Genomic DNA, 15,888 nt, shown 5'->3' on the forward strand with positions numbered 1-15,888 from the left:
TCAGGAGTCCCCGGTGAGGGCCCCGGCGACCGGGCCGAGCGGCGGGGCCCACTCCCGGATCTGCACGTCGGCGATCACCCCGGCGGCGGCGTAGGGGTCGTCGTCCAGCACGGCCTGCACGGCGGCACGGTCGGCGGCGCGGAACACCAGCAGCCCGCCCGCCGGCTCGTCCGGCGCCCAGGCCCCGGCGACGAGCAGCTCCGGGCGCCCGGCGAGATAGCTGCGGTGCTCGTCCCGCGCGGCGAACCGCCGCTCGTGGTCGGAGGTGTAGGTGTAGATCACGGCAAAGGTCGGCACACCCCCATCGTGCCCCACACCCCACTCCCCCTTCCTCCACCCCGTCCCCCTTCTCCACTCATGGAGCTTCGGCCTCGTCACACCGGGCCGAAGCTCCATGAGTGGGTCCGGGGCGGGCGGGTCAGGTGCCGGATCGGGCCCGGCGGCCGGCGATCGCGGCGAGCAGCTCGCGGGTGTGGTCGTCGTGCGGGTCGGCGAACAGCTCCGCGGTGGGCCGCAGCTCCCGCAACCGGCCGTCGTGCAGCACACCGGTCCGGTGCGCGACCTGCCGGACGACGGCGAGGTCGTGCGAGATGAACAGGTAGGACAGACCGTCGCGGCGCTGCAGCTCGGCCAGCAGCTCCAACACCCTGGCCTGCACGGACACGTCGAGCGCCGACACCGGTTCGTCACACACGACCAGTGCCGGGGACAGCGCCAGCGCGCGGGCGATCGCGACCCGCTGCCGTTGCCCGCCGGACAGCTCCGCCGGCCGCCGGTCGAGCACCCCGGCCGGCAGCGCGACCCGGTCGACCAGCTCGGCGGCCCGGGCCGTCTGCTCCGCCGCCGTACCGGCGCCGAACGCGCGCAGCGGCTCGGTCACGATGTCGCGCACCGCGAACCGCGGGTCCAGCGAGGCGTACGGGTTCTGGTAGATCAGCTGCGCGCGGCGCCGCAGCGCCCGCCACGCCTCGCCGCGCACCGCCGTCACGTCCGCTCCGTCGAGCAGGACCCGGCCCGAGGTCGGGTCCTCCAGCCGCAGCAGCAGCCGGGCGGTGGTGGACTTGCCGGATCCGGACTCTCCGACCAGGGCGAGCGTCTCGCCGGGGGCGACGGTGAACGAGACGCCGTCCACGGCGCGACGCGTCCGGCGCCGCCACTCACCCCGGCGCCGGGGCAACGGGAACTCCTTGACCAGGTCGCGCACCTCGGCGACCGGGGTCGCGGCCGGAAGGGCCGACGGCGGCGGAACGGGTGCGACGGCGGCGAGTCCCGGCGCGGCGGTGAGCAGCTCGCGGGTGTACTCCTCGCCCGCTCCGGCCAGCAGCTCCGCCGGGGTGCCCTGCTCGACGACCCGCCCGTCCCGCACGACGACGATCCGGTCCGCCCGGTCGGTGGCCACGGCCAGGTCGTGGGTGACGAGCAGGACGGCGGTGCCGAGGTCGCGGCGCAGCGTGTCGAGATGGTCGAGGATCCGCCGGGCCACGGTGGCGTCGAGCGCGCTCGTCGGCTCGTCCGCGACGATCAGCGCCGGATCGGCGGCGATCGCGATCGCGATGAGCACCCGCTGCCGCATCCCGCCGGACAGCTCGTGCGGGAACTGCCCGGCCCGGACGGCCGGATCCGGCAGGCCGGCGCGGCCGAGCAGCGCGACCGCGCGGTCCGGCGCCGAGCGGCGATCGGCGAGCCCGTGCGTCCGCAGGACCTCGGCGACCTGCGCCCCGATCCGCTGCACCGGGTTCAGCGCGACACCCGGATCCTGCGGGACGAGCCCGATCCGCGAGCCCCGGACGGTGCGGTACGCCGCCTCCGGCAGCCCGGTCAGCTCCCGATCGCCCAGCGCGACCGTGCCGGCCGTGACGGTCCCGGTGCCCGGGAGCAGCCCCAGCACCGCATGGGCGAGCGTCGACTTGCCCGAACCGGACTCGCCGACGACGGCCACGACCTCCCCCCGGGCCGACGTCCAGGTCGATCCCGCGCACCGCGTGCACCGGTCCGGCGCCGCCCCGGTAGGTCACCTCCAGCCCGCGGACCCGCAGCAGCGCACTCACACCGACCGCCCCCACTCGCCGTCCAGGGCCCGGGAGACACGGTTCACCGACAGCACGGTGGCTGCGATGACCAGCCCGGGCATCGCGCAGATCCACCAGGCGACGGCCAGGTAGTTGCGGCCGTCGGCGACCAGCGACCCCCACTCCGGCGCCGGTGGCGGGGCCCCGTACCCGAGGAACGACAGGGCCGAGACGGCGAGGATCGCGAGTCCGAACTCGAGCACGGCGAGCACCGCGACCGGCCCGATCGCGTTCGGCAGCACGTGCCGCAGCAGCGAGGTGTACCAGCGGGTCCCGACCGCCCGGGCCGCCTCGACGTAGACCGAGCGCCGCACCCGCAACGTCTCCGCCCGCATCACCCGGGCGAAGCTCGCCACGCCGGCCACCCCGACCGCGATCGCCACCTTCACCGTGCCGAACCCGAGCGCGGTGATCAGGGCCAGCGACAGCAGGATCGCCGGGATCGCGAGCAGCACGTCGACACCGCGCATGAGGACCTCGTCGACCCAGCCGCCGGCGAACCCGGCGAGCAGCCCGATCGCACCCCCGACGACGAGCGCGACGGCGACCGCGATCACCGTGGCCTGCACCGACAGCGCGGTCCCGTGCACCACCCTGGTCCAGATGTCGCGGCCCAGGTGGTCGGTGCCGAACCAGTGGCCGGGCCCGGGCGGCGCCATCCGCACCGCGGTGTCACCGACCGCCGGGTCCCCCGGGGCGAGTACCGACGGCGCGACCGCGGCGACGAGCACCAGGAACAGCACGGCAACGGCGGTGACCAGGCCGGGCCGGACCCGGAGGAACCGGCCGAGCCGGGCCGGGCCGGCGCGCCGCCCGGCTCGTCCCGTACGACCGGTGGAGCCGGCACCGGTCGCAGGTTCGGGCACGGCCCGGTCCAGCAGGGTCATCGGGTTCCTCCGGTGACGGTGATCCGCGGATCGAGCAGCGGGTGGACGATGTCGACGACGAGATTGACCAGGACGAAGGCCAGCGCCGCGCACAGCACGACGCCCTGCACGACCGGGATGTCCTGGGCCCCGACCGAGGCGACGGTCAGCCGCCCGAGGCCGGGGCGGGTGAACACGGTCTCGACGACCACCGACCCGGCCAGCAGGTTCCCGACGACGTAGCCGAGCACCGTCAGCGCGGGCGGCAGGGCGTTGCCCAGCGCGTGCCGCAGGTGCACCGCGGCCTCGCCGACCCCCTTCGCCCGTGCGGTCGTCACGAACGGTGCGGTCAGCGCCTGCTCCAGGCTCTTCGCCAGCACCTGCGCGATCAGCGCCCCGGTCGGGAGGCCGAGTGCGACCGCCGGCAGCACCAGCGCCGCCGGGCCGCGGTCCCCGACCGACGGCAGCCAGCCGAGCCGGAACGAGAACAGCTGCACCAGCATCAGGCCGACCCAGAACACCGGCAGCGACACCGCCAGTGACGGCAGCGACCACAGCAGCTGCGCGAGCCGCGCGGACCGGGTCCAGGTCGCGGCGACCGCGACGACGGTGCCGCCCAGCACCGCGACGAGCAGCCCGGCCCCGGCGATCTGCAGGGTCGGCGGCAACGCCGCCCCCACCGCGGACCGGACGTCCTGCCCGGTCGCGAACGACGTGCCCAGGTCCCCCTGCAGCGCCGCCCACAGCCTGGTCACGTACTGGACCGGCAGCGGCTGGTCCAGGCCGTAGCGGGCGCGCAACGCGTCCAGCTCCACCGCGGTCGGCGGCTCGCCGTCGGACGATCCGGCCGCCATGGTGGCGACCGGGTCGCCGGGCAGCAGGTAGAGCACCACGAACGACACCGACCAGGCCGCCCACAGGACGACGACGGCGAGTCCGAGCCGGCGCAGCAGGTAGGAGAGCGTCATCGCGCGTCGGACTTCCAGGTGTCGTGCAGCTGGATCCGGGACGACGCGTCGAACGCCACGTCGTGCGCGTCCGGGCCGACACCGAGCACGGTGGTCAGCTCGACGACCGGGGCGGAGACGTACTGCTCGGCGAGCAGCCGCTGCGCCTGCGCGGCGAGCCGGGAGCGTTCCGCCGGGTCGGTGGCGGCCGCCTGCGCGGCCAGCACCTGCTGCACCGGGCCGGGCCGCAGCCGGTAGAAGTTGTTGCCCTCGAGGGAGAACTGCGAGCGCAGGATGTCCGGGTCCGCGCGGGTGAGGTTGCCCCACACCGCGACGAAGTCCCCGCTCTGCTGGACCAGCGGCGTCTCCGAGATCTGGACCTCGCGCAGCTGCAGGTCGATGCCGATGCGGCGCAGCTGCTGCTGGATCAGCTCCAGCGCGGGCCTGGTGGTGGCGATGTTCTGGGCGAAGGTCAGCGGCACGGTCAGCGGCTGCCCGCCCCGGGCCCGGACACCGTCCGGGCCGGGGACCCAGCCCGCGGCGTCCAGCGCGGCGGTCGCGGCCGCCGGGTCGTAGCCGGTGAGCGCGGACTGGTCGGCGTAGGACGGCGTGGTCGACGACAGCGGACCGGTGGCCCTGCGGGTCTGGGACGGGTAGACCGCGGCCACCACCTCGTCCCGGTCGATGCCGAGCGACACCGCCCGGCGGACCGCGGCGTCCCCGCCGAGCGGAGTGTCCTGGTTGAACGTGATGCCGAACGGGAGCCCCGGGTTCGGCCGGGCCGGCAGCTCAACGCCGGCCGCGGCGAGCGGCGCCTCGTCCTGCTGACCGACGCTGGCGATCGCGTCGACCTCACCGGACTGCAGGCTGCCCGAGCGCACACCGGACTCCGGGACCACCCGGAACTCGGCACGGTCGAGCAACGCCTCACCGGGCCGGGTGAACGCCGCCGAGCCCCAGTCGTAGCCGGGCCGCTTCGCGAGCACGGTCACGTCGTCGGTCGTGTAGCGCTCCAGGGTGAACGGGCCGGAGCCGATGACGCCGGCGCACCGCTCGTCGTCCGGCCTCGCCGCGCTGGCCGGTGACAGCAGGCCCAGGCTGTGGGTCGAGGTGCCCTGCAGGAACTGGACGTTCGGCCGGTCGAACCGCACCGTGAACTCGGTGGGGCCGGCGACGTCGGTTCCCGCGTACCCGGCGAGGTAGCCCTTCGGCAGCGAGCTGCGGGCACCGAGACGGGGCACCCGGTCGAAGTTCGCCTTCACCGCGGCCGCGTCGACCGGGCTGCCGTCGGAGAACGTCGCCCCCTCCCGCAGGGTGAACGTCCAGGCGGTGCCGTCGGCGTTCGACGACCACCGGGTCGCCAGCCACGGGACGATGTCGCCGGTGACCGGGTCCCGGTCGGTGAGCGAGTCGACGATCTGGCGCAACGAGTAGACGGAGTCGTTGCTCTGCACCTGCTGCGGGTCGGCGCAGCCCTGGTCCGAGGACACGGCGAACACCAGGGTCCCGCCGGGTCGCGGTGGTCCGGCGTCGGCGGCAGCGCCGCCACCGCCGGTGCTGCAGGCGGCGACGACCAGGGCGGCCGCCGTGAGCTGCACGGTGCCGCGCAACGCGGCTGCCCGCCTGCGGCGTCGCCACCCGTCCCTCCCGGTCACCCCGCCGGCGGGGCTCACGACGCCACCGCCGCGGGGCCGCGCTCCCCGAACCGGGACGGCGGCGCGAGCCCGAGGTTCTCGCGCAGCGTGCCGCCGCCGTACTCGCGGCGGAACACGCCCCGCTCCTGCAGGATCGGCACGACCCGGTCCTCGACCTCGTCCAGGCCGGACGGGCTGACGTGCGAGCCGAGGATGAAGCCGTCGCTGGCGTCGTTCTGCACGTAGCGGTCGATCTCGTCGGCCACGTGCTCCGGCGTCCCGACGAACACCGCCCGGTCGAAGACGTGCTTGACCGTCTCCCGCAGCGACAGGCCCCGTTCCCGGGAGAGTTCGCGCCACGCGGCGGCGGTGGCGTGCGCGTCCTGGGTCAGCGGTGCCCGGCCCTCGATCCAGCGCGGCGCCTCCGGCGTGGGATCGACGTCGGGCAGCGGCCCGTCGGGGTCGTACGCCGACAGGTCGCGGTTCCACACCATCTCGGCGAGCACGATCGACGTCCACGGGTCGACCTGCTGGTCGTGGACGTGCGCGTGGCGTTCGCGGGCCTCGGCGTCGGTGTCGCCGAGCACGACGCCCGCGCTGGGCAGGATCCGGACCTCGTCGGGGTTCCGCCCGGCCCGGCGCACCCGGGCCTTGACGTCGTCGTAGAACGCGCGGGCCTCGTCGAAGCGCTGGTAGCGGGAGAAGATCGCGTCCGCGCTCGCGGCGGCGAAGTCGCGCCCGGCCGGAGACTCCCCCGCCTGCAGGACGACCGGGTGCCCCTGCGGGCTGCGCGGGGTGGTGAACCGCCCGGCGATGTCGAACTGGTTCCCGCGCACGGCGAAGTCGCCGACGTGCCCGTCCCGCAGGAACGTCCCGGTCCCCGGATCGGCCACGACGGCGCCGGAGCCCCAGGAGTCCCACAGCGCCCGGACCGCGGCCAGGGTCTCGCCCGCCCGTTCGTAGCGCTGGTGGTGGCCGAGGAACGCCCCGCGCCGGAAGTTCTCCCCGGTCGGGGCGTCGGAGCTGGTGACGACGTTCCAGGCGGCCCGGCCACCGGAGAGCAGGTCGAGCGTCGCGAACCTGCGGGCCAGCTCGTAGGGCTCGTTGAAGGTGGAGTTGATCGTCCCGGCCAGCCCGATGTGCCCGGTGACCGCGGCGAGCGCCGCCAGCACCGTGAAGGTGTCCGGGCGGCCGACGACGTCCTGGTCGAAGATCTCGCCGCCGCGGGTGCGCAGGCGCAGCCCCTCGGCGAGGAACAGCAGGTCGAGCTTGCCGCGCTCGGCCGTGCGGGCCCAGTGCTCGAAGGACTCCCGGGCGATGTGGCTGCCCGAGGCCGGGTCGCTCCACACGGTGTCGTGGTTGACGCCCGGGAAGTAGGCACCCAGGACGATCTGCTTGCGGTCGGTGCTCATGCGCTCGCTCCGGCGGGGGTCGGGACGGTGGTGGGGTCGGCGCCGGCCGCGTAGCGGCTCGCCGGGCGGGGCAGACCGAACCGGGCGCGCAGGGTCCGCTCGGCGTAGGCGGTGCGGAAGGCACCGCGGCGCTGCAGCTCGGGCACCAGCCCGTCGACGACGGCGTCGAGGTCGGTGGGCAGCACGGCGGGCCGCAGGCGGAAGCCGTCGAGCCCGGCCGCCCGCCAGTCGAGCAGGACGTCGGCGAGCCCGGCCGGGGTGGTCGCCAGGACGGCGGCGTCGCTGGACAGCGGGTCGCGGGCGTCGAGCCGGGCCAGCCGGTCCCGGGCGCCGGCCCCGGTGTCGGCGAGCACGACGACGACGTCGCCGAGGACGCGCAGCGGCGGTGCCGTGCGCCCGGCGGCGCGCTCCGCGGTGCGGACCTGGGCGACCACACGCGCCGCGTCGTCGGGGTCGTGCGGGGTGGTGAACACGACGTCGGCGGCCCGCGCCGCGAGCAGCGCCGGGCCGTAGCCGTGGGCGAGCGAGGCGACAAGCGGCTGCCCCTGCGGCGGGCGCGGGACGATCGACGGTCCGGCGACCCGGAAGTGGGCACCGGCGAAGTCGATCCGGTGCAGCTTCGCCCGGTCGACGAACCGGCCGGTGCGCGCGTCGCGGATCTCGGCGTCGTCCTCCCAGGAGTCCCACAGCCTGCGGACGACCTCGACCGCGTCGGCGGCCTCGTCGGACAGCTCGGCGACCAGCGCCCGCCCGGCCGGGGTGTCCAGTTCCGCCCGCGACACCCCGTCGATCACCCGGCGGCCGACGTGCGCGGCCTCGTCGGCACGCACCGAGGTCTGCACCCGCCACCCGGCGCGGCCGTGCGACTCGTGGTCCAGCGTGGACAGCGCAGACGCGACGTGGAACGGCTCGGTGTGCGTGGTCGTGACCGTCGGCACGAGACCGACGGCCGACGTCAGCGGGGCCAGGAACGCCGCGACCAGCGAGGCGTCCAGCCTGCCCTGGACCCGGTCGGTGCGGCGCTCGGGCCCGGCGAGGTGGTCGCCGGACTGCAGGCCGAACCCGTCCTCGATCGTGAGCAGGTCGAGCAGGCCGCGCTCCGCGGTGCGGGCCAGGTCCGCCCAGTAGCGGGCGGTGAACAGCTCGGCGGGCCGGGCACCCGGCTCGCGCCAGGCCGCGGGGTGCCAGCCGGCACCGTCCAGCGCCACCGCGAGGTGCAGCGGGCGCGCGAGATCGTCCGATGTGGACATGTAGCCGTCGCTTCCTTCACGCGGGTCGCGTGACGTGGCGGAGGGACGCGCGCCGCCGGACGCCGGTCGCGCGGGGACGCGGCCGGGACGGGCCGCGGGAAGGGGGCGTCAGCCCGGACAGGCGGCGCTGGCGACGCGCAGCAGGTCCACGTGCCGCCGGTAGCGCGGGTGGTGCGCCGCGCCCGCCCGCTCCGCCGTGGCCCGCATGATCCCTCCATCGCATCCCGGCGGGAGCACCCGCACCCGCGGTGGCGGGGGGTTGCTGCGGCGTCGTGGAGCCGGGTCTCTTGGCCGCTCGGAGATGGTGTGCTCCCCGACTGTAGGGAGCCGGGACCGGGTCGTGTCAACCCGCACGGACCGGGAGTGACCGGCACCGCTGTACCTGTCCCGAACTGCGGAAACACCCCGGCACGGCGGGCCGCGGTGTCCGGACACCCTCCCCTCCCGTACCTCGCCACTCATGGAGCTCCGGCCCGGTGACACGAGGCCGAAGCTCCATGAGTGGGAAGCGGAGGAGGGGGCAGGCGCGTCACACCGCGCGTGGGGTGCTCACCGTCAGGCTGCCGAGCAGGCGGAGGTTCTCGGCGGTCGGCGAGCCGGGTTCGGCGTGGTAGACCATCAGCTGCTGCCCGGGGGCCGACCGCACGTCGAACGCCTGCATCTGCAGGTCGAGCTCCCCGACGTCCGGATGCAGGACGAGCTTGCGCTCGGCGAGCTTGCCCTCGACGTCGTGCCGGCTCCACAGCTCGGCGAACTCGCCGCTGCGCTCCAGGAGCCGGTCGAGGACGGCGCGGGTCCGGGGACAGCCCGGTCGTTCGCCGTGCAGCAGCCGGAACCCGGCGACCGAGGACCGCGCCACGTGCGGCCAGTCGCGGTAGAAGACCCGCGCGTCGGGGTCCAGGAACACCTTCTCCATCAGGTTCCTGGTGTCGCCGAACACGGCACGGCCCAGGTGGTTGGCCGCGAGCACGTCGTAGGCACGCCCGAGGACGAGGGCCGGCGAGGCGTCCCAGGCCTCCATCATCGCCAGGAGCTCCCCGTCGACGTGCTCCGGCGTCGCCGGAGCGGCGTCGCGCGGGAGCAGGCCGGCCAGGCGGGACAGGTGCAGCCGTGCGTCGTCGCCGAGCTGCAGCACACCGGCCAGCGCGTCGACCACCGGCGCCGACGGGCTGCGCTCGCGCCCCTGCTCCAGGCGGACGTAGTAGTCGGCGCTCACCCCGGCGAGCATGGCCACCTCCTCGCGCCGCAGGCCGGCCACCCGTCGCCGGCCGGTGTCCGGCAGCCCGACGTCCGCCGGGCCGACCTGGGACCGCCGGACCCGCAGGTACTCACCGAACTCGCTGGTCGCCACGTGCTGCATCGTACGGCTCGGGGCCCCGCCGGCAGCCGTCCTCGCGCCGCCGGCGGGCGGAGCCGTCACCGGCGCGGCAGCGCGGCGAGCAGGGCCGCGGTCTCGCCGAGGTCGAGGTGCCCGACGGCGGTCTGGTCGCGCACGATCCGCCACCGGCCGTCGGCACCCGCCCGCCAGACCTGGCTGCTGAACGCGCGCATCCCGGTGCGGCTCCCGTCGGCGTGGGTCAGTCTCGCGATGAAGACGAGACGGCTCGCCGCCAGCGACCCGGAGACCAGCACCGACGGCGCCTCCTCGACGGCGTGCTCCGCGCGGCGCAGCGCCGTGAACACCGGGCCGAAGACCCGGCCGAACTCGTGGGCGCTACGCAGGACCCGCCGCTGGGGGTCGGCGTCGTCGAACAGGATGACGTCGTCACCGTCGGTGTCGTACAGGTCGGAGAACACGGCGTCGAAGTCGAACACGGGGTCGCCCTCCTCGCGGTCCCACCGGAAGATCCACTCGCGGTGCAGGCGCGCGACGGTCGCCATCGCGTCCCCACCGTCGTCGGCCACACCGGTCCCGTCCGTGAACGTCATGGAACCGCCCGTTCAGCGCTGGTGGACGGGGCGGACGACGATCTCGTTGACGTCGACGGCGGGATCGGCGCCCACGGCGTAGGCGACGGCGTCGCCGATCGCCTCCGGCGGGATCGCGTGCCTGCGGTACTCCACCATCCCCGCGCGGGCGTCCGGGTCGGTAATGGTGCTCGCGAGCTCGCTCTCCACCACACCGGGGCAGATGGTGGTGACGCGCACCTCCGGCGGCGACTCCAGACGCAGTCCCTCGGTGATGGCCCGGGCGGCGTACTTGGTGCCGCAGTAGACGGCGGCGGCCGGGACGACCTCGTGCGCACCGGTCGACGCGGTGGTCACGAAGTGCCCCCGGCCCTGTCGGGCGAACACCGGCTGGGCCGCGGCGATGCAGTGCAGCAGGCCGCGGACGTTGACGTCGATCGTCCGGTCCCACTCCTCGACGAGGCCGGCGTCGAGCCGGGACAGCGGCATGACACCGGCGTTGGCGACGACGACGTCGAGCCGCCCGTGCACGGCCACGACGTCCTCGACCAGCGCGCGGACCGCGTCCCGGTCGACGACGTCCAGGGCCCGCGGCTCGACGTGCTCGACCTCGGCGGCGAGTGCCTCCAGCCGGTCGGTCCGGCGGGCGGCGGCGATCACGTGGTGACCGTCGCGGGCGAGACGGGCCGCGACGGCGCGACCGATCCCGCTGCTGGCTCCGGTCACGAGGGCGATGGGGCGGCTGTTCATGACACTTCCTCCGGCTGACGGGGTCCGTACCGGGTCCTTTCTAGGTACGCCGCGTCCCCGCAGGGAGGTCGAGCTCCTCGTGGGTGCGCCGCACCCACCCACGCGGGCCACCGCGGTACCCGGCCAGCAGCACGAGCGCGGCGACCGGCGCCAGGGCGGTCGCCGCGAAACCCACGGGACCGGCGCCCGCGTGCAGCGGCACCCACACCAGCGGCGCCAGGGCACCCCCGAAGAACTGGAACGACAGCGCGAGCGACGCCGCACCGGCCCGGTTCCCCTCGGTGCTGGTCGCCGCGATCGCGTTGACGGTGGTCCGCAGCCCGGTCACGGCGATCCCGACCACGGCGATCCCGGTCCCCAGCAGCAGCACCGACGGTCCCAGCGCCGCGACCAGCAGCCCGATCGCGAGCAGCACGTTCATCAGGACGCCGGTGCGCAGCGGGCCCAGCGCGTCCAGCCGCCTGCCGAGCAGCGGCGCGGTCGCCAGCCCGGCGACGCCGAAGGCCGCCGCGAGCAGCCCCCGCTGCCACGGCCCGAGCCCGAAGTCGGACTCGGCACGCAGGATCGCCAGCACGGTGAGCCCGACCGCGGCCAGGTAGCAGAGGAAGGACAGGCCGCAGGCCAGCGCCAGGTTCCGGTTCAGCAGGGCCCGTACCGGCGGCGGACCGGTGCGGCGCGGACCGGCCGTCATCGTCGGGGGCAGCAGTGCCAGCACCACCGCCACCAGCGCGGGGAAGGCGAACGCCAGCCGCCAGTCCAGCACCGCCGACGGCCCGGACACCAGGGGGCTGGCCGCCTGCCCGGCGGCCTGCATCCCGGCGAAGAACCCGAGCGCCCGCCCCAGCCCGGCCCGGGGCACCAGGTCGGTGATGGCGGCGACGAGCAGCGGGGTGGTGAACGCATTCGTGACACCCTGCAGCGCCCGCGCGGCGAGGAACCACTCGATCGTCGGCGCCAGCACGCAGCACCCGCAGGCGACGACGAACGCCAGCAGCGACACCTGCATGGTGCGGGCGCGGCCCCAGCGCTCGGCGAGCGTGCCGGACACCAGCATCACCGCCGCGAACGGGAACATGTAGGTGGTCACGGCCGCGGCCGCCACCTCCGGTGTCGTGCGCAGCCCCACCGCCACCTCGTGCACCATCGGCGTGACCATGGTGCTGGCGTACGGGCCGAGGAAGCCGCCGACGTAGAGCGGCCACGCCCGGACTCCCGGGCGTGGCCGCCGCACGTCGGACGCCCGGTCAGACATCCACCAGGTTCTGCACGAGCGCGTCGAAGTTCCGGTCGTCGGAGATCAGCCCCCAGGACACCATCCAGTCGTAGGTGCGCTGGAACTGCGCCTCCGGGTACGGCGCCGGGTCGACGTAGCGCAGCCGGCCCAGCGGGATCTCGTGCGGCTCGACGGAGCCGAGCTCCGCCGGGATCTCCGCGGTGAGGTGGTGCAGGTAGGGCCGCGGGTCCTCGTCGAGCTTCGCGACGGCCCAGACGACCGCGCGGTTGATCCGGGCGTAGGTGTCCGAGTCGACCTGCGGGCTCGCGATCTCGGCGCCGACGTAGAACGCCTCGGCGAGGACCTTGTAGCCCTGCTTCTCGGCGAGGGTGATCCACGGCTCCATCAGGGCGGCGGCCTCGACGGTGCCGTCACGCAGTGCCTCGAACCGGACCTGCGGGCCGCCGTAGTGCGCGACCGAGATCTCCTCGCGGGGCAGGAAGCCCTCCAGGGTCTGCAGGGCGACGTAGTGCGAGCCGTGGTGGAAGTTCACCGCCACGGTGACCCCGGCGAGGTCCTGCGGGTGGGTCGCCGGGTGGTCGCCGCGGACCATGATCGCCTGGCCGTTCACCGCGGCCCGCTTGGAGACCACCCGGCCGCCGACGGTGGTGTCGTGGGCCCGGCGGACCTGCCCCCACTCGCACGCCCGGTACAGCGACGCCTCACCGCTCTCGAAGTGCGACTTCGTCTGCCCGAACGCGCTCAGCAGCTGGTGGTCCTCCAGCGGCGCGACCCCGGCGTTCGCATAGGCCTTGGTCACGAACTCGACGTCGACGCCCTCGTCGTCGAAGTAGCCCTCGTCCCGGGCGACGAGCTGGGGCAGCGAGAAGACCAGGGAGAGCAGCTCCATGGTGACCTTCGGACGCTCGGTCATGTCACGTTCCTTCCGGTGGGGCCGCAGCTCACGCGAGCGCGGTGCCGATGCGCGCTCACGCGAGCGCGGTGCCGATGCGCGCTCACGCGAGCGCGGCGACGATGCGGGTGTGCAGGTCGAACAGGTACGGGTCCTCGGCCGAACGCGGCCGGTCCCGCTCGATCCGGTGCTCCGCCGCGATCCCGGCCGGGCGTCCGGCCAGGACGATCACGCGGTCGGCGAGCAGCGCCGCCTCGAGGGGGTTGTGGGTGACGAGCAGCCCGGTGCGCGGACGGCTCATCCACAGCTCCTGCAGCAGCAGCCGCAGCTTGCGGGCGGTGAGCTCGTCGAGGGCGCTGAACGGCTCGTCGAGCAGCACGAGATCGGGTTCGACGGCGAACGCCCTGGCCACCGCGACCCGCTGGCGCTGCCCGCCGGACAGCACGCTCGGGTACGACCCGGCGTACGCGGTCAGCCCGACGGCCTCGAGCACGGCGTCGGCGGCGTCCGGGTCCAGCCCGGCCGCCTCCAGCGCCAGGACGACGTTCTGCCGGACCGGCAGCCAGTCCAGCAGCCGGGGCTGCTGGAACACGACACCGAGCCGGGGGTGTCCGACCTCGACGGTGCCGCGGTCGGGTGTGGTCAGCCCGGCGACGACGTGCAGCAGGGTCGTCTTGCCGGTCCCGGAGGCGCCGACCAGCGCGACCAGCTCACCCTGCGACACGGTGAGGGAGAAGTCGTCGAGGACGGTCTGCGGGGCACCGGTGCGGGCGTCGACGAAGGTCTTGCCGATCCCGTCGAGCCGGATCGCGGTGGTGGCGGGGGTACTCCGCACCGATGGTCGGCTCGCGAGCTCGCTCACACCGTCACCGCCTTCCGCCAGCGGCCGGCACGGCGTTCGAGCCCCTGCAGGACGCCGTACTCCAGCACCGCCATGACGACGGCGAACAGCAGCGTCCAGGCGAGGACGGCGGCGACGTTCTGCTCGGCGAAGGCGTTGTTGAGCTGGTAACCCACCCCCGACGACATGCCGAAGACCTCCACGAGCACGATCACCTTCCAGCCCAGGGACAGGCCGAGGCGGGCCCCGGCGAACAGCGACGGCGCCAGCGCGGGCAGCCAGAGCCTGCGCAGCCGCGTGGTGCGGGAGTACCGGTAGACGTGCGCCATCTCCAGCAGGTCCGGGTCGACCGAGCGCACGCCCTGGTAGATCGTCAGCGCCAGCGCGGGCGCCGAGGACAGCGCGACCGCGATCACCGGGTTCGCCAGTCCGACGCCGAACCAGATGACGCACAGCAATGCCCACACCAGGCCGGGGATGGTCAGCCCCAGCAGCACGGCGGGCTCCCCGAACCGCTGGACGAACGCGTTGCGCCCCATGGCGATCCCGGTCGCGACGGCGACGACGAAGGCCAGCGCGAAGCCGAGCGCGACCCGCAGCACGGTGATGCCCAGCTCCTGGGCGAACGAGCCGCCGACGACGATCCCGGCGAGCTCGCCGGCGATGTCACCGACCCCCGGGACCAGGACCGACTCGACGACGACGGCCATGAGCTGCCAGCCCGCCGCCGCGAGGACGACGAACAGCGCGGCCGGGCCCACGGCCCGCAGCACCCGTCGTCGTCGCACCGGCGCGGCCGGGTCGCTCGCGGCGCCGGCGACGGGGCCGGGTGCCGTTCCGGTGTCGCCGCCGGCGTCCGTGCGGGACTCGGTGCCGGTGCTCATGCCGCCCCCAGCTCGGTCCACGGGCCCGGCACGGGCACGTTCTGCACGATGCCCACCTGCCGGGCGACCTCGAGCTGGCGCTGCAGGTTCGCGAACGCCGGCGCCCCCCACTCGAGCGGGTAGACCTCGCGCAGCCGCTCGGGCAGCAACGCGATCGCCGCGCGCTCCTCGGCCGGGATCCCGTAGGACTCGTGCAGCTCGGCGAGCACCGCCGGACGCTCCCGGATCACCTCGTGCACGCGGAGCCGCACGTCGGCGATCGCGCGGGCGGCAGCCGGGTCGCCGTCCAGGAAGGACCGCAGGGTCCCCTGTCCGTTGAGGATCAGCGAGTCCGGGTCCTCGCCGGTCCCCTGCGCCCACAGCTCGCCGACGGTGGCGATCTGCCGGGCACCGCGGCCGACCAGCCGGGTCGCGTTGGGCTCGATGGTGACGATGGCGTCGACGTCGCCGCGGTCGAACAGGGCCAGACCGGCCAGCACCGCACCCGGGAACAGCTCGTACTCGGCGTCCAGGTCGGTGCCGTTCACGGCCGCGGCCAGCTGGGTGGACCGGAACGCGTCGCTGTTGTTCGGCGGGATCGCGATCCGCTTGCCCCGCAGGTCCGCCGGGGTGCGGTAGGGGCTGTTCTCCGGCACCAGCCAGCGGACGTGGTTGTTGAGGTTCGGCGAGAACAGCACGACGTCGGAGCCGGCCCCGGCGGCGACCACCGCGCCGAGCGGGCCGAAGCTGGCGGCGTCGAGCGCACCGGAGAGCAGCTTGTTCTGCACGTCGCCGGGGCCGGTCCCCGCGACGTAGGAGAAGTCGAGGTCGGCGAGGAAGCCGTTCTGCTCGGCGATCGGGCGGATCACCGAGCTGGCGGTGCCGCCGCCGGAGTCCTCGACCCGGGCGCTCACCCGCCCGGTGGCCCCGCCGCCACCGCAGGCGGCGAGCAGCGGGCCGGCGGCCAGGCCGCCGGCTCCGAACAGGGCGGCGCGCAGGACGGTGCGCCGGTCGGTGGTCAGGGGGCGTGCGGGCATGCGGGGGCTCCGTGGGAGGGATGGGTCCACGCGGACGCGCGGCGAGGACCGGCGGCGCGTGCTGCGCGGCCGGGCGGGGAGGGGCGCGGTGGCCCGGGATCAGTGGGCCGACGGCCCCGGACAGGTGCCGCCGTTGATCCGGCACAGGTCGATGTGCCGACGGCTGGTGAGCAGCCGCGCTCGCG

At 75.1% G+C, this 15,888-nt stretch carries 16 protein-coding genes; all 16 read right to left on the reverse strand.

The genetic code is table 11. From position 1 onward, the window contains the following. The 16 genes from AFB00_RS27210 to AFB00_RS27280 all read right to left on the reverse strand — a co-directional run bounded on the left by AFB00_RS27210 (nt 1) and on the right by AFB00_RS27280 (nt 15,703). Entirely contained in the window at nt 1-297 is a 297-nt protein-coding gene (locus AFB00_RS27210) for a YciI family protein (RefSeq protein ID WP_068799549.1), read from the reverse strand. Between the two features lie 121 nt (nt 298-418). Next, entirely contained in the window at nt 419-1,939 is a 1,521-nt protein-coding gene (gene nikE, locus AFB00_RS27215) for a nickel ABC transporter ATP-binding protein NikE (RefSeq protein WP_442965829.1), read from the reverse strand. A 105-nt stretch (nt 1,940-2,044) separates the two neighbouring features. Then, complete coding sequence (locus tag AFB00_RS27220) at nt 2,045-2,956, reverse strand: ABC transporter permease (protein WP_068799550.1); 912 nt, start codon at nt 2,954-2,956, stop codon at nt 2,045-2,047. Continuing rightward, nucleotides 2,953-3,903 carry an ABC transporter permease gene (locus AFB00_RS27225; protein WP_068799551.1) on the reverse strand — a complete coding sequence of 317 codons (951 nt, stop codon included), beginning with the start codon at nt 3,901-3,903 and terminating at the stop codon, nt 2,953-2,955. The genes AFB00_RS27220 and AFB00_RS27225 overlap by 4 nt, the downstream gene beginning before the upstream one ends. Further along, nucleotides 3,900-5,555, reverse strand: a complete 1,656-nt coding sequence (locus tag AFB00_RS27230; protein WP_231974100.1) for an ABC transporter substrate-binding protein — start codon at nt 5,553-5,555, stop codon at nt 3,900-3,902. Before AFB00_RS27230 ends, AFB00_RS27225 begins: the two co-directional genes overlap by 4 nt. Beyond that, nucleotides 5,552-6,928: an NtaA/DmoA family FMN-dependent monooxygenase gene (locus AFB00_RS27235; protein WP_068799553.1), complete on the reverse strand. Its 1,377-nt coding sequence runs from the start codon at nt 6,926-6,928 to the stop codon at nt 5,552-5,554. The genes AFB00_RS27230 and AFB00_RS27235 overlap by 4 nt, the downstream gene beginning before the upstream one ends. Beyond that, nucleotides 6,925-8,178, reverse strand: coding sequence for an LLM class flavin-dependent oxidoreductase (locus tag AFB00_RS27240; RefSeq protein WP_068799554.1), 1,254 nt, complete (start codon nt 8,176-8,178; stop codon nt 6,925-6,927). The genes AFB00_RS27235 and AFB00_RS27240 overlap by 4 nt, the downstream gene beginning before the upstream one ends. A gap of 108 nt (nt 8,179-8,286) precedes the next feature. Next, nucleotides 8,287-8,385 carry a putative leader peptide gene (locus AFB00_RS35880; protein WP_335726545.1) on the reverse strand — a complete coding sequence of 33 codons (99 nt, stop codon included), beginning with the start codon at nt 8,383-8,385 and terminating at the stop codon, nt 8,287-8,289. Between the two features lie 322 nt (nt 8,386-8,707). After that, entirely contained in the window at nt 8,708-9,529 is an 822-nt protein-coding gene (locus AFB00_RS27245; RefSeq protein ID WP_231974101.1) for a helix-turn-helix transcriptional regulator, read from the reverse strand. 65 nt (nt 9,530-9,594) lie between these two features. Continuing rightward, nucleotides 9,595-10,107, reverse strand: a complete 513-nt coding sequence (locus tag AFB00_RS27250) for a hypothetical protein (protein WP_068799556.1) — start codon at nt 10,105-10,107, stop codon at nt 9,595-9,597. 12 nt (nt 10,108-10,119) lie between these two features. Continuing rightward, nucleotides 10,120-10,836, reverse strand: coding sequence for an SDR family oxidoreductase (locus tag AFB00_RS27255; RefSeq protein WP_068799557.1), 717 nt, complete (start codon nt 10,834-10,836; stop codon nt 10,120-10,122). Between the two features lie 40 nt (nt 10,837-10,876). After that, the gene (locus AFB00_RS27260; protein WP_231974102.1) at nt 10,877-12,088 is read right to left on the reverse strand and encodes an MFS transporter; all 1,212 of its coding nucleotides are present in this window, start codon (nt 12,086-12,088) and stop codon (nt 10,877-10,879) included. Next, the gene (locus AFB00_RS27265; protein ID WP_068799558.1) at nt 12,081-12,983 is read right to left on the reverse strand and encodes an ABC transporter substrate-binding protein; all 903 of its coding nucleotides are present in this window, start codon (nt 12,981-12,983) and stop codon (nt 12,081-12,083) included. Before AFB00_RS27265 ends, AFB00_RS27260 begins: the two co-directional genes overlap by 8 nt. 82 nt (nt 12,984-13,065) lie before the next feature. Beyond that, entirely contained in the window at nt 13,066-13,824 is a 759-nt protein-coding gene (locus AFB00_RS27270; RefSeq protein WP_083275865.1) for an ABC transporter ATP-binding protein, read from the reverse strand. Then, nucleotides 13,821-14,687, reverse strand: coding sequence for an ABC transporter permease (locus AFB00_RS27275; protein WP_197519673.1), 867 nt, complete (start codon nt 14,685-14,687; stop codon nt 13,821-13,823). The genes AFB00_RS27270 and AFB00_RS27275 overlap by 4 nt, the downstream gene beginning before the upstream one ends. Then, nucleotides 14,684-15,703, reverse strand: coding sequence for an ABC transporter substrate-binding protein (locus tag AFB00_RS27280; protein ID WP_068799560.1), 1,020 nt, complete (start codon nt 15,701-15,703; stop codon nt 14,684-14,686). Before AFB00_RS27280 ends, AFB00_RS27275 begins: the two co-directional genes overlap by 4 nt. Nucleotides 15,704-15,888 lie beyond the last annotated feature (185 nt).

This window comes from Pseudonocardia sp. HH130630-07, assembly GCF_001698125.1.
Classification (GTDB): domain Bacteria; phylum Actinomycetota; class Actinomycetes; order Mycobacteriales; family Pseudonocardiaceae; genus Pseudonocardia.